At 34.4% G+C, this 12,649-nt stretch carries 13 protein-coding genes; 4 read left to right on the plus strand and 9 right to left on the minus strand.

Going from position 1 to position 12,649, the window contains the following annotated elements:
* Positions 1-49: 49 nt before the first annotated feature.
* Entirely contained in the window at positions 50-1,264 is a 1,215-nt protein-coding gene (locus PEPCATONIAE_RS07195; RefSeq protein WP_138160465.1) for an FprA family A-type flavoprotein, read from the minus strand.
* Between the two features lie 201 nt (positions 1,265-1,465).
* Here PEPCATONIAE_RS07195 and PEPCATONIAE_RS07200 point away from each other — a divergent pair, with 201 nt between their 5' ends.
* Positions 1,466-2,239 (plus strand): ZIP family metal transporter, encoded by a 774-nt coding sequence (locus PEPCATONIAE_RS07200; RefSeq protein ID WP_138160466.1) that lies wholly within the window; start codon positions 1,466-1,468, stop codon positions 2,237-2,239.
* Between the two features lie 44 nt (positions 2,240-2,283).
* Here PEPCATONIAE_RS07200 and PEPCATONIAE_RS07205 read toward each other — a convergent pair whose 3' ends face one another.
* The 8 genes from PEPCATONIAE_RS07205 to PEPCATONIAE_RS07240 form a co-directional block, all read right to left on the minus strand.
* A complete protein-coding gene (locus PEPCATONIAE_RS07205) occupies positions 2,284-3,168 on the minus strand; it encodes an alpha/beta fold hydrolase (RefSeq protein ID WP_138160467.1) in 885 nt (294 codons plus the stop codon).
* On the minus strand, positions 3,165-3,461 hold the full coding sequence (locus tag PEPCATONIAE_RS07210) for a hypothetical protein (protein ID WP_138160468.1): 297 nt from the start codon (positions 3,459-3,461) through the stop codon (positions 3,165-3,167). The genes PEPCATONIAE_RS07205 and PEPCATONIAE_RS07210 overlap by 4 nt, the downstream gene beginning before the upstream one ends.
* The gene (gene surE / locus PEPCATONIAE_RS07215) at positions 3,458-4,198 is read right to left on the minus strand and encodes a 5'/3'-nucleotidase SurE (protein ID WP_138160469.1); all 741 of its coding nucleotides are present in this window, start codon (positions 4,196-4,198) and stop codon (positions 3,458-3,460) included. The genes PEPCATONIAE_RS07210 and surE overlap by 4 nt, the downstream gene beginning before the upstream one ends.
* A gap of 8 nt (positions 4,199-4,206) precedes the next feature.
* Positions 4,207-4,992, minus strand: a complete 786-nt coding sequence (locus PEPCATONIAE_RS07220; protein WP_138160470.1) for an MBL fold metallo-hydrolase — start codon at positions 4,990-4,992, stop codon at positions 4,207-4,209.
* Between the two features lie 128 nt (positions 4,993-5,120).
* On the minus strand, positions 5,121-5,972 hold the full coding sequence (locus PEPCATONIAE_RS07225) for a two-component system regulatory protein YycI (protein WP_138160471.1): 852 nt from the start codon (positions 5,970-5,972) through the stop codon (positions 5,121-5,123).
* Between the two features lies 1 nt (position 5,973).
* Entirely contained in the window at positions 5,974-7,329 is a 1,356-nt protein-coding gene (locus PEPCATONIAE_RS07230; RefSeq protein ID WP_138160472.1) for a hypothetical protein, read from the minus strand.
* A 4-nt stretch (positions 7,330-7,333) separates the two neighbouring features.
* Positions 7,334-9,112 (minus strand): HAMP domain-containing sensor histidine kinase, encoded by a 1,779-nt coding sequence (locus PEPCATONIAE_RS07235; protein ID WP_138160473.1) that lies wholly within the window; start codon positions 9,110-9,112, stop codon positions 7,334-7,336.
* Position 9,113: 1 nt separating this feature from the next.
* Positions 9,114-9,803 carry a response regulator gene (locus PEPCATONIAE_RS07240; RefSeq protein ID WP_138160474.1) on the minus strand — a complete coding sequence of 230 codons (690 nt, stop codon included), beginning with the start codon at positions 9,801-9,803 and terminating at the stop codon, positions 9,114-9,116.
* A gap of 79 nt (positions 9,804-9,882) precedes the next feature.
* On the opposite strand from PEPCATONIAE_RS07240, the gene PEPCATONIAE_RS07245 reads away from it, so the two are divergent.
* From PEPCATONIAE_RS07245 to PEPCATONIAE_RS07255, 3 genes are all read left to right on the plus strand, one after another.
* On the plus strand, positions 9,883-10,602 hold the full coding sequence (locus tag PEPCATONIAE_RS07245) for an acetyltransferase domain-containing protein (RefSeq protein WP_138160475.1): 720 nt from the start codon (positions 9,883-9,885) through the stop codon (positions 10,600-10,602).
* A gap of 186 nt (positions 10,603-10,788) precedes the next feature.
* Positions 10,789-11,574 carry a TIM barrel protein gene (locus tag PEPCATONIAE_RS07250; protein WP_138160476.1) on the plus strand — a complete coding sequence of 262 codons (786 nt, stop codon included), beginning with the start codon at positions 10,789-10,791 and terminating at the stop codon, positions 11,572-11,574.
* Positions 11,571-12,638: an ABC transporter substrate-binding protein gene (locus PEPCATONIAE_RS07255; protein WP_138160477.1), complete on the plus strand. Its 1,068-nt coding sequence runs from the start codon at positions 11,571-11,573 to the stop codon at positions 12,636-12,638. The genes PEPCATONIAE_RS07250 and PEPCATONIAE_RS07255 overlap by 4 nt, the downstream gene beginning before the upstream one ends.
* The last annotated feature ends 11 nt before the right edge of the window (positions 12,639-12,649 follow it).

The following is a 12,649-nucleotide window of genomic DNA, read 5'->3' on the forward strand; positions in this document are numbered from 1 at the left end:
AAAAAGGCTCCCTAATCCAAGGGCTACTTGTAATTAGAGAGCTCTAAATTTATTTTTCTTCAGATGCCTTTAAAATTCTTCTTGCAACTTCTCTTCCAAGTTCCTTTAGCTCCTCAGCTTCTTTAGGATTTGCAGCACCTTGAATTTCAGGAATGGTTTCGATATAGTTAAGCTTTTCTTCTTCAAGGAAGCCCTTTAATCTTTTGACAGCTCCCCCTGACCATGAGAAGGAACCGAAAGCTCCCCAAATATTGTTTTTCATCTTTTGGTGACTAAGATCTGAAAGTAGATATCCCATAGGAGGGAAGATATTATTGTCATAGGAGCAGGATCCTAAAATTACTCCCTTATATTTCCAGGTGTCTGAAAGAATATAGGACATATCAACCTTGGTAATATCACTAACCTTAACTACACCTATACCACCTTCAACAACTCCCTGTGCAACAAGCTCAGCCATTTGCTCTGTATTGCCGTACATGGAACCATATACTATTAAAACTCCGTCAACAGTTTCCTGCTTGGCAAGAGATGTGTAAAGGTTTAGTATTTTTGAAGGATCCTTTCTCCAAATAGGACCATGGTCCGGACAAATCATTTTAATATCCAGGTGAGACAATTTGTTAAGAGCGGCAAGAGCCTGTTTTGAATATTTACCGACTATATTAATGTAATACCTTCTGGTTTCGTCAAGATATTGGGAGTCAAAGTCGATTTGATCGTCAAATATAGCGCCATCAAGAGTGCCGAAGCCTCCAAATATATCTTGAGAAAATAGGATTTTATCATCTTCATCATAACAAACCATGGACTCAGGCCAGTGAACCATAGGCGTGGTATAAAAGGTGTATCTTTTATCTCCAAGGGTGATAGTTTCTTTATCCTTTACCACTATAATATTATCTTCAATATTGTAATAATTTTTTAAAAAGGGTAGAGTCCTTTTGTTACATACTATTTTAGTATTAGGGTAGTTATCCATAATAGTAGTAAGTCCGGAGCTGTGATCCGGTTCAATATGGTCTATTATAATGTAGTCTAAATCCTCTCCCTCCAGGGCGTCATAAAGTCTTTCAAGAAATACCGTAATTCTGTTAAGTTTAACGGAATCTATAAGGATGTTGGCCTTTCCCTTTACCAAATAGGAATTGTAGGCAACTCCATTGGGAATGGGCCACATGCCTTCAAACTTATGAGTGATACGGTCATTAACCCCGATGTAATAAAAATTATCGTCGATTTTTTGGCTTAGTAAATGTTCCATGCTTTCTCCTTTCATTTAACAGTTGTGTTTATGATAACAATTAAGCTTATTCAAGCTAAACTATTTTATATTAATTTGTTATAAATTAATTTAATTATAACATTGACTTATAAAAAACAGAAGTCATCTTAATTATTTGAAATTTAAGAGGGTTAATATTTTTAAATTTATGTATGATATCTATATAAAAGGAGATGAGAAATGAATAATTTAAATCCAAAAATTATAATTATATTAGGCTGCATATTACCCGGTTTATTTACTGGTGTCGGAGCCTTGCCTATATTTTCTACAAAAAGTGTATCTCAAAAGATTCTTGACTCTTTACTTGGAGCTGCAGCCGGAGTAATGCTTGCTGCAACCTGCTTTTCTCTAATTTTACCCAGCATTGAAATTGGTGGAGGAGGAATAGGAGCTGTAACAGTGACATCTATGGGAATATTCTTGGGAGGAGTTATGATTGACTTAATTGACAGATATGCTCCCCATGAACATTTAATTACTAAGAAAGTCGAAGGAAAAAACGCTGAAAGTTTAAAAAAGATTTGGCTTTTTATTATAGCCATTACAATTCATAATTTTCCTGAAGGTCTTGCTACAGGTGTAGGCTTCGGAACTGAAGATATAAACAACGGAATAGCTATAGCCTTAGGTATAGGTTTGCAAAACATGCCGGAAGGACTTGCAGTGGCATTATCCCTTGTAAGGGAAAATTATTCTACTAAGGAAGCCTTTATAATTGCCGGCTTAACAGGTCTTGTTGAACCTGTCGGAGCCTTTTTGGGCTATGGACTGGTATCTGTTTTCCAACCTATTATAGGTTTTATACTTGCCCTTGCAGGAGGAGCCATGCTTTTTGTAATAAGTGATGAAATTATTCCTGAAACCCATTCCAACGGCTATGAAAGACAGGCTACCTACGGAATAATAGTGGGCTTTATAGTAATGATGTTTTTAGATATACTTTTAGGTTAAATAGATAAAATAAAGGCAGGTGGTTTTGCCCATCTGCCTTATATTTATTCTTTTATAAAATTGTAAACTTCTTGGTAAACCTCTATATTATTATCCTCGTTTAATATCTCATGACTCATATTTGCAAAAAACTTCATGTCAACCTTATATCCCAAGTCCTTGTAAAGCTTATAGACTTTTTTAACTCCCTTGGTCTTATCTCCTACAGGGTCTTCTTTACCTGAAAGAAGGAGTAGGCTTGTATCCTTATCTGTCTTTGAAACAACATCCTTATCAATGATTTTTTTAAGAAGTCGTGAAAGTCCCAGGTATCCGTTGTCTGTAAAGGAGAAGCTGCAATACTTATCTTCTTTTCTTCTTTGGAGGTTGTCCTTATTAAAGCTGATCCAACTTTCTCCCAAAGGAGCCTTTATTTGATAAGCACCAAGACTTAATAAGAGGAGAAGCTTAGATTTGTAATTTTCTCCAAACACCTTAATTGATGCTTTGGATAAGTTATTTAAAAGCTTTACCTCGCCTTGTGATATATAACCTGTCCCAATAAGAATAACTTTTTTACTTTTATACTTACTTATTAAATATCTTGTTATAAAAGATCCCATAGAATGTCCCAGGTAGTATAGGGGCAGATTGTATTTTTCTTTAAGATAGTTGCTTAAGCTATAAACATCCTCTATTAAATAATCCTCTACAGGGCCTTCTCCGAAGTAGCCGAGCTTTCTTGCAGTGGGCCCATGCCCCAAGTGATTGTTTCCTGCAACAAGTATGTTTTTTGAGTTTAAAAATTTTGCAAAGTCATCATACCTGTCAATATGTTCAACCATTCCATGAGAGATTTGCAAAATACAGCTAGGATTTTCGCAGTCCCAAATCCTTGCATAAATATTATCCTCGCCGTTAGATGATTTGTAATTTATAGTGTAGCTCATTTGAATTTTGACTTAAACCAAAATAAATAGCTTAAAACTACAAGCATCAGGATATTTAAAACGGCGCTTGTTATTTTCCTTCCGCTATAGTTTTTAGACTCAATTATACTCATAATGTTGGTGCCTACAAGGACCAAAAGAGTGGAAGCTGTAAGCCCTGTTGCAAGATATTTTAAAGGCACAAGCTCCAATTGAAAGTTTGATACAAAAGCAAGGATAGAGGTTAATACAATTGTTATTAAAAATATTTTTGCAGATAAGTTTTCTCTTGTCTGCCATTTTTTAGATTTCATATTTCATCACTTAATTTTTCTATTAATTTTTTATTGTTAAGATCATAAACCAAAGGAGTGAGAGTGGCATAGCCTTTGGACAGATAAAATCTGTCTGAGCTTGGAATATCATCTTCATCAGGTCTTGGACCCAGCTTTAAAAGGTAACTGTCGTCATTTTTAGTAATTTTATAATTATCCGGAACGGATCCGCCTATCATACAAACCTTAACTCCTTTAAGGTCTTCGTATTTAAGATTAGGCACATTTATATTTAGGACTTGCAGCCTGTCAAGTTTATTGTGTAATTTATTAAAGACCTCTATGGCAATTTTAGCAGCTGAGCTGAACTTGGTTTTTTCACGAGCGTATTGAGCTGAGATAGCAATTGAATTTAAGCCGAAGACGTTGGCTTCTATAGCTGCTGAAACAGTGCCTGAATAAAGAATATCCATGCCTGCATTGTAGCCCAGGTTAACTCCTGAAAAGCAGTAATCAAAGCTATCAAAAAGTTTAAGTGCAGCCCTTACTGAGTCTGCAGGTGTACCTGAAACGCTATAGCATTCACAGTCAAGGTCTTTAATTTTAACAGGATGAACTACAAGCTCCTCCATTAGTGTTATTGAATGGCTTTTGCCTGAATTTTCAAATTCGGGAGCCACCATTATCACCTCATGACCTTCAGCTAAAAGTGCCTTGGCCATTGCCTTTATACCGGGGGCAAAGAATCCGTCGTCATTTGTAAGAAGTATTTTCATATATCCTCCTATAAGTCGTAAATAGTTGAAACTGAATCTCTAGGTGAGACCTCCATTATATAATCGATACCCTCTCTGATGTTTTTATTTGTTAGGGAATCTCTTACTGTTCTTACGGCAAGCTTAGGGTCGTTGTTGTCCCTGGAAAGGTGGGACAGCATTACTATTTCCTCGCTTTTAGATAAAAGCCTTTCTAAAATTTTAGCCGCATTATCATTGGAAAGATGGCCTCTTGTTGACATAATCCTTTGTTTTGTGGACCAGGGATAGCTGCCTTGAATCAGCATATCGCTGTCGTGGTTGGATTCAAGGTAGTAAAGGGAGGACCCTTTAATTCTCTCCATCATTTCAGGACTTACCATGCCTGTATCGGTAACTATTGATATCTTTTTGTTGCCAATTATACTGTAGCAAGTTCCCTTAACACAATCGTGAAAGGAATCCATAGGATCTATATAAAGATCCTTAAAGTTGAAAGCTTTATTATTTTGGAAAAAATATATATTTTCGCCACTTATTTCTTTAGTTATAGGCAACATGGCCTTAAAGGTTTCCTCAGTTGTAAATATCTTCATATTGTGTCGCCTGGATAAGACTCCCGCTCCCTTAACATGATCTATATGTTCATGGGTTAAAAAAATCGCATCTATTGAATCTATATCCACGTTTATATCCTTTAGAAGATTTTCTATTTTTTTACCTGAAAGACCGGCATCTATAAGTATTTTGGTGTTTTTATATTCCAGGTACTGACAGTTACCTGAAGAGCCGCTTGATAGTGAGCAGAATTTCATCTTAAAACCTCCGATAAGTAATTCTACCACAATAATTATTCAAGGGCAAAGGATTAAGCCTTGAGCCTAAATTATAAAGCATAAATTTAAAAAGTAAGTTTATTTCTTGTAAATAATAAAAGGGCGGATTAAAAACTATCCGCCACTGTATTTGTTCCGTCATTAAATTGTATTTTCCAAGCAGGTATTGCTCTACCTTGAGTTACTCTTGTAATATCATCTACATAGCCTTGACTTTCCGGGTCAAAGTAATAGCATTGGTCAATGTCTGTAACGGTTTTGCCATAGTAGTCGGAGCTGTCATCTAAAAGTCTTAAAAGGGACTTTGCAGCAGAGCTTAAATAGATTTCATTTTCAGACTGATCCTTTACGTTTATCCAAAGTCTGTCCATGGAGGTTACCACTCCGTTATCTATGGTAAAGTTCGTATAGGAACGCTCTATACTTACACCCTTGTAGAGCTTTGAAAAGGTCATTTGATAAACTCCATCCTCTTCTTTAAAGTAGCTGCACTGCATATTTGATGTGTCAAAGCCTCTATCCATAAGAAAAATTGTTGCAAGCTCCTCAGCTCTGTTAAAGTCTATTTTTTGCTTTTGTGTTATGTTCATAGTATTTTCATAAATAAGTCTTCTGGTATTAATTATACTTAGACTTTCCTTGTTAAAGGTTATTTTTGTAACTTCCTTGTTGGGAGTTTCAATTTCGCCGTTACCGTTAAAAAATTTTTTGTTAATATAATCCTTATCATAGCTTTCAAATTCTACCAGAAGGGAGGGTAACTTAGTCTTGTTTGTAGGGATATAAGAATCCACTTCTATACCCTCATCTTTTAACATGGATATGGTTTCTTTTATAAACTCGGGTGAAGAGGAGCTGTCTTTTTTAATAAGGTTGTTATTTAAAATATAGGCAAATAAAATACAGTTGGTTATTATCAGAGCAACTATTAAAATTATTTTTGATTTAGACCAATCCATACTATCTCTCCATTATAAAGTTTCCATTTTTAAGTTGAAAGAAAAGCTCCCTGCCTTGATAATTTACCTTTAAGCACAACTTTAGTCTGGAAGGCTCAAGGTCTGTATCATCAAGGTAAACTTTACTTACAGAGTCAATATTTGAAAGCACATTTAAAACAGATTTGCTTTCTTCCTTACTTCCTTTTGTAAAAATGTACAAGTTTTTGATAATTATCCTTTCAAAGGAAAGGGAGTTTACGGCAGTGTAATTTACAGCAGGCGAGTCTTCAGCCTTTCGATAGATTTGCTTAAAAGATCTAACGTGATTTGAAAAGACTTCAAGCTCTATAAAGTTGGAAGCTTCTTTCTCTCCCGGATAGACTGTAAAATTGTCCTCTATATAATTAAAGGAGATTTTATATCCTAATTTGTTTTCTTCGTTAATTTCTTCTATTTTAACAACGTTTAGGTTCTCAATGGTTCCCAGTTTTGAAGAAATAAAATAAACTGCATAATCCAAAGATGTATAAAGATTAAGATTATTTGAAGAAAAGTCTTCTGTATTTTTATATTCTATAATACCCTTATTATTAAATTTAAGGTACTGTTGACCAAAGGCATACACAGTTTCCTCAGGTTGGGTAATTTGGTTTATATAATCTATATTCATGCCTAGGAATCTCTCTACAAGACTGGTTTTGTAAACAGGATCCATATTTTCCATGTTACTTACATAGGAAATATTTCTATAATCAAAAGAATTATCTGCAGGAACAAAAACATTTTTATTTATATCGTATCTTTCTTTAAAGTTAAGGTAGATTGGGTAACCACTGCTTTTAACAAAATCAAGATCGGATTTAATTTCTTCTATAGGTTCAGTTTCAATAAGATAGTTGTTTGTGCCATCAGATAGGGCAAGCTTGTTATAAGAGAGGTAAATCTCCTTTACTTTAAGAATTTTGTCAGAATCTTTTTGATAACCAAGGGTATTGGCATATATACTTCCGTCTATATTTGAGCTGAATTGAAATACAATTGAGCCTGTGTTCATAAGATTCAGGTAGTCTTCTTGACTTATAGACTTAAGGTCATCCTCAGACAGGTCCTTTAATCTGTTGGAAATAATAATTTTATATTTTTCATAAAGTCCGTCGGAATCATAGGCAATTGTATGGTTGTATTTTGAAAAGTTAAAGACTGTTTTTTCAGGTCTTAAGATTCTCTTAAATAGGTCTTCCCTGTCAAGGTTTTCTTCCTTAGCTATGTGTCTATTAAAGGATGGTGTTCTTATCCATAAAATCCCTGCTTGAAATATAGTTAGGATTATTAAAGTTACCATTATAATATTTAAGCTTATATCTCTTTTTTTCATAAAATCACCCACATGCCTTCAGGGTAATTTTAACTGCCGTTCCCTTACCATAGTCCGAGTCAAGTTCAAGAGAGCCGCCCATGGACTCTGCAAGGTTTTTTGATATAGATAGACCCAGACCTGTGCCGCCCATTTCCCTTGAGCGAGATTTTTCAACTCTGTAGAACCTTTCGAAAATTCGAGGCATATCTTCCTTTGGTATACCTATACCGTTATCCTTTACAACTATACAAACCTTATTATCATCAGAGTAGGCTGATATTTCCACTTTGCCAAACTTATCTGTATATTTTATGGCATTTGAGATAATGTTAATTAAAATTCTGTCGGCACTGTTTCTGTCTGCTGAAATATCTTTTATATCCATGGGAATGTCTAAAACTATCTTGTGTTTTTTCTCTTTAATAAGAAGCTCCAAGTGATCTAAGGTTGAGCTTATAAGATCATAGGTGTCAATTCTTTCAAACTTCGGCTTATAGGACTTATAGTCCAAATCAGACAGCTCCAAAAGATCCGTAACAAGAGAAGACATTCTGTTACTTTCGTTATTTATAACTTCAAGAAATTTTCTTTCTCTGGGATTTAAGTTTTTAGACATAAGAAGGGTCTCTCCATAGGACTTAATGGAAGTAATAGGTGTTTTAAGCTCGTGGGACACATTTGCAACAAAGTCCTTACGCATGGAGTCAAGGGCGTGTTCCTTGGTCATATCCTGTAAAACAACTATAATACCCAGGTCATAGAGGCTCTTTAACATAAAGGGAGCATACTTGATTTTGTAAAACCTGTCCTTTATTTCCACTTCACTTTCCCCTTCAAGGGAAGAGAGGTCGTTATAGTCAACCTTAATGTTAAGTGTGGACAAATCAAAAAATCTGTCTACATAATCGGTATCAATATTTAAAATTTTTCTTGCTATGGGATTTGCCTGAATTAAAAGTCCTTTTCTGTTAATTGCAACAACACCTTCAGTCATGTGATTAAAAATAGTGTTAAGCTTGGACTTTTCAAGCTCCATTTTTGAGATGGTAACATTAAGCTCGTCAGTAAGGTAGTTAAACATATGACCTAGATTTCCAATTTCGTCATTGGATTTTACATCGACCTTTTGACTGAAGTCGCCCTTTGCCATAAGAGAGGCTTTTTTAGTTACAGTACGAATAGGCTCTGTAATGGACTTGGCAATTATATAACCTAAAATCGTAGTAATAAGCAAAGCTATACCTGTAGCATAGGTAAGTATGGACCTTGCCTTGTCAACAACATCATATACCTCAGACAGATTTGATGTCATATAAAGAATACCTCTTATTTTTCCTTCAGGGGAAAATATAGGTTTCGCTATGTGTTTGGAGTTAAGGTTATCGATTTCTCCTATAACTATAGTTTCAGCCTCATCGCCCTTTAAGGCCTTGAGGATTAAACTCGGCTCCAAGGACTTGTGGGAAAGGGCTGATTTTCCTGAAACCTCAGCATTTGATGTTGAGGTTATTATAGTAGGCACATCTTTTGATGCTGATATGGCGTAAATAGTATCGTTTTGAGAAATACGCCAGGATGAAAGACTTTTATGAATTTCCTTTTCCTTGTCATCCCAAACATCAGTTGCCAAATAACCTGATGTATTTTCTATAGACATAAGAGTCCTATTCATTTCCTTGCCGGCACTTTCAATTTGTACCACCTCAAGTCTGTTAATAATAAAGGCTCCAACTATGGCCATACAAATAAGAACCAGTACAAAATATATAGTTATAAATCTATATCTGATACTGCTGAACATTTTATCCTCCGAAATAGTAACCTACACCGCGCTTTGTAAGAATGTATCTATAATCCTTGCCCTTGTCCTCAATTTTTTCTCTAAGTCTTCTTACTGTTACATCCACCGTTCTAATATCTCCGTAATATTCATAGTCCCAAACCTTATCAAGAAGTTCTTCCCTTGATACAACCTGACCGGATTGCTCAATAAGGTATTTTAAAAGTTCGTATTCACGAAGGGTTAGATTAATTTCCTTGCCCTTCTTTTTAATTTCATACTTGTCAAGATCAATAACAAGATCCCCGGCTTCAATTACATTTGAATCTAAGGACTCTTCACTTTCCAAACCGTTTCTTCTTAAGATGGCCTTAACTCTTGCGGTAAGTTCCCTCATGGAAAATGGTTTTACCACATAGTCATCAGCGCCAAGTTCAAGACCCAGGACCTTATCCACTTCTTCCTGTTTAGCAGTAAGCATAATTACAGGCACACTTGAAGTTTTTCTAACTTCTCTAAGGACAGAGAAGCCGTCAAGCTTAGGCATCATAACATCTAATATTATAAGATCGAATTTTTTATTTTTAAAAACATCAAGGCACTCTTTTCCGTCAAAGGCCTTGGTAATTTCATAACCTTCCTGATCTAAGTTGTATTCAATTATTTCAGCTATAGCCTTTTCATCATCTACAACTAAAATTTTTCCCATCATAACTATTCCTCCTAATGGGTATATTATATCAGAGTTCAAAAAAATTTTTTAGTAGAGACTTTCAGGCGGGAGTGATTAGGTGAAAAGAGTTCATTATATAGATACATTAAGAGGCTTTACAATAATATCCATGATTTTCTATCACCTGTTTTATGATTTAGTTTATATTTTCGGAAGGGACATAGAATTTTATACAATAGAAAAAGTAAGACCTTGGCAAATTTCAATAGCTGTCAGTTTCTTTATAATATCAGGAATAAGCTCTTATCTTACAAAAGGGGATAAGCTTATAAAGAAAGGTCTTATAGTAAGTCTTTTAGGTCTTCTTATAAGTTTGGTAACTTATATTTTTATTAGAAATGAGCTTATAATTTTCGGCGTTTTAAATGGTCTTGGCGGATCCATGATTATTTGCGGCTTTTTAAAGGAAAGGCTCAACAAAATAAACATCTTTTGGATGATTGTCTTCATCTTGCTCTTTATAATTTTTTATAATATTGATGCAGGCTACTTGAATCTATTTATCTATAAAATAAAAGTACCGGAGTTTTTATACAGAATGAATTTATTTATTTTGGGATTTCCTAAGGAAACTTTTAGATCATCAGACTACTTTCCTCTAATACCCTGGATATTTATTTATCTTTTCGGGTATGGACTTGGTAAACTTTTAAAGGAAAAAGACTTTTTCGGATACTACGGCAGCAAAAATATTTTATCCCTGGTAGGCAAAAACTCCCTTAAGATTTATTTGCTACATCAACTTGTAATCTATGGACTTTTAGAACTTATATTTTAAAAAATTCTACAATTTAATAATTCCTAATAAAAGATTCACAAATTAATGTGGGTCTTTTTCATATTTACATTATTTATTCTTATTTAAAGCTAAGCTAATAACCTCAAGGTGGCTTTTACAGATTTTACATAAATTTTAAAATTCAGATATTTTTTCTATACATATGCTCTATAGATTATAGAAGAGGTGATTGATATAGAGAGAATTTTTATTTCATCTTCTCTTATGTGGGATTTTTCTGAGGAGGAAATTTTTGACTGTGCCTGTGTAAACAATTTATCAGGTATAGAATTTTGGTCTCAACAAATCGAAAATAAAAATCTTTCTTCTGAAAAGATAAGGGATTTAGCAAAGGAGTTTAATCTGAATCTTACTCTTCACGCAAAGAGTTGGGATTTAAACTTAGCATCAATTAACAAAAAGGTCAGGGACTTAAGTCTAAGGGAAACCTTAGCTGATATAGACCTGGCAAGTAAAATCGGAGCAGGAGAAATTACCATCCATCCGGGGAGATTTTCTGTAGGATTTAAAGAAGAATTTTATTACGATCTTTTAAGGGAAAGCTTTAGTGCTATTCTCAACTATTCTCTAAAGAAAAAAGTTAAGGTGTCTATAGAGATAATGGAAAAAATAAAAAAGGAATTTATTATAGATCTTTATTCTTTAAAAAAGCTTACAGGCAGTAGTTACGAGGATTTTTTATACACCCTTGATGTTGCTCATTGTGACAACCTGGATGAAATATACTTTAACCTTAACAATTTAAAAAATATTTCTAAGGTTCATATAAGCAACAGGCTTAGGGATAAGTATCATACTGAACTTGATAGGGGAATGTTTCCTATGGAAGAGATTATAGAAAAGATAGGAGAAAAAAATCTTCCCATGGTAGTCGAAGGAATGGAAATAGGTAGAACAACTTTTATTTTAGATAGGAATTTAAAATTTTTAAAGGAGAGAAAAATAATATGAAAAGATTGTTGGCTATAATATTAATGACATTTGCTCTTGTAGCTTGCTCATCAGGTGGAAATGAAAAGGCAGGCACGGGAAATACAGAGAACACTCAAAATACAAAAGAGGCAAATACTACTGTAAGTGAACAAACTGAAGGTAAAAAAGCAAAGGGAACAATAACTTTATATACCTCTCAACCTGAAGAGGATGCTAAAAAGTTGGTAGATGGTTTTAAAAAAGTTTACCCTGAAGCTGATGTAGTAGTATTCAGATCAGGAACAGAGGAACTTGTTTCAAAAATTTTATCTGAAAAAGAGGTTAATGCTCTTCAGGCTGATGTAGTTTTAGTTGCAGACACTGTTACCTTTGAAATCTTAAAGGAAAAAGACATACTTGACAAGTATGTTTCCCCTGAGCTTGACGGACTTAATGAAAAATTTTACGACAAGGAAAACTATTATGCCGGAACAAAGATAATTTCCACAGGTATAATTCAAAATACTGATATTTATTCAGGTGAGGTAAAGGGGTTTAAAGATTTAATAAGTCCTGAAACAAAATCTCAAACAATTATGCCTTCACCCTTGTATTCAGGAGCTGCTGCCTATAATCTTTCACTTTTAACCAGAACTGACGGTATAGGCTGGGACTTTTATAAGGGTCTAAAAGACAACGACATTTTAGTGGACAAGGGAAATGGTGCAGTTCAAAAATCAGTAGTTTCCGGACAAAAGGGACTTGGAATAATTGTTGACTATATGGCTAATCGTTCAAAGAAAGAAGGGGCACCTGTTGAATTTATTTACCCTGAAGAAGGATCACCTATAGTTACTGAACCAGTAGGTATTGTAAAAGGAAGTAAAAACCTTGAAGCTGCACAAGCCTTTTATGACTATATAATTTCAAAGGAAGGTCAAGAGCTTGCAGCATCTATGGGCTACACTCCTATTAGAGAAGATATAGAAGCACCTGAAGGATTAAAGTCTGCCAAGGAACTAAATATCCTGTCAGGAGATGACAAAGTCCTATTGGAAAACAGGGAAGCCGATAAAGAAGAATTTTCAAAAATATTCCAATAAGAGGGATCTAA

Origin of the sequence: Peptoniphilus catoniae (genome assembly GCF_901447155.2) — a bacterium.
GTDB classification, from domain to species: domain Bacteria; phylum Bacillota; class Clostridia; order Tissierellales; family Peptoniphilaceae; genus Peptoniphilus_E; species Peptoniphilus_E catoniae.

Bases quoted from the DNA above. Each gene is read 5' to 3' on its own strand.
- PEPCATONIAE_RS07195 (WP_138160465.1), bottom strand. From the start codon at position 1,264: ATGGAACATTTACTAAGCCAAAAAATCGACGATAATTTTTATTACATC.
- PEPCATONIAE_RS07200 (WP_138160466.1), top strand. From the start codon at position 1,466: ATGAATAATTTAAATCCAAAAATTATAATTATATTAGGCTGCATATTA.
- PEPCATONIAE_RS07205 (WP_138160467.1), bottom strand. From the start codon at position 3,168: ATGAGCTACACTATAAATTACAAATCATCTAACGGCGAGGATAATATT.
- PEPCATONIAE_RS07210 (WP_138160468.1), bottom strand. From the start codon at position 3,461: ATGAAATCTAAAAAATGGCAGACAAGAGAAAACTTATCTGCAAAAATA.
- surE (WP_138160469.1), bottom strand. From the start codon at position 4,198: ATGAAAATACTTCTTACAAATGACGACGGATTCTTTGCCCCCGGTATA.
- PEPCATONIAE_RS07220 (WP_138160470.1), bottom strand. From the start codon at position 4,992: ATGAAATTCTGCTCACTATCAAGCGGCTCTTCAGGTAACTGTCAGTAC.
- PEPCATONIAE_RS07225 (WP_138160471.1), bottom strand. From the start codon at position 5,972: ATGGATTGGTCTAAATCAAAAATAATTTTAATAGTTGCTCTGATAATA.
- PEPCATONIAE_RS07230 (WP_138160472.1), bottom strand. From the start codon at position 7,329: ATGAAAAAAAGAGATATAAGCTTAAATATTATAATGGTAACTTTAATA.
- PEPCATONIAE_RS07235 (WP_138160473.1), bottom strand. From the start codon at position 9,112: ATGTTCAGCAGTATCAGATATAGATTTATAACTATATATTTTGTACTG.
- PEPCATONIAE_RS07240 (WP_138160474.1), bottom strand. From the start codon at position 9,803: ATGATGGGAAAAATTTTAGTTGTAGATGATGAAAAGGCTATAGCTGAA.
- PEPCATONIAE_RS07255 (WP_138160477.1), top strand. From the start codon at position 11,571: ATGAAAAGATTGTTGGCTATAATATTAATGACATTTGCTCTTGTAGCT.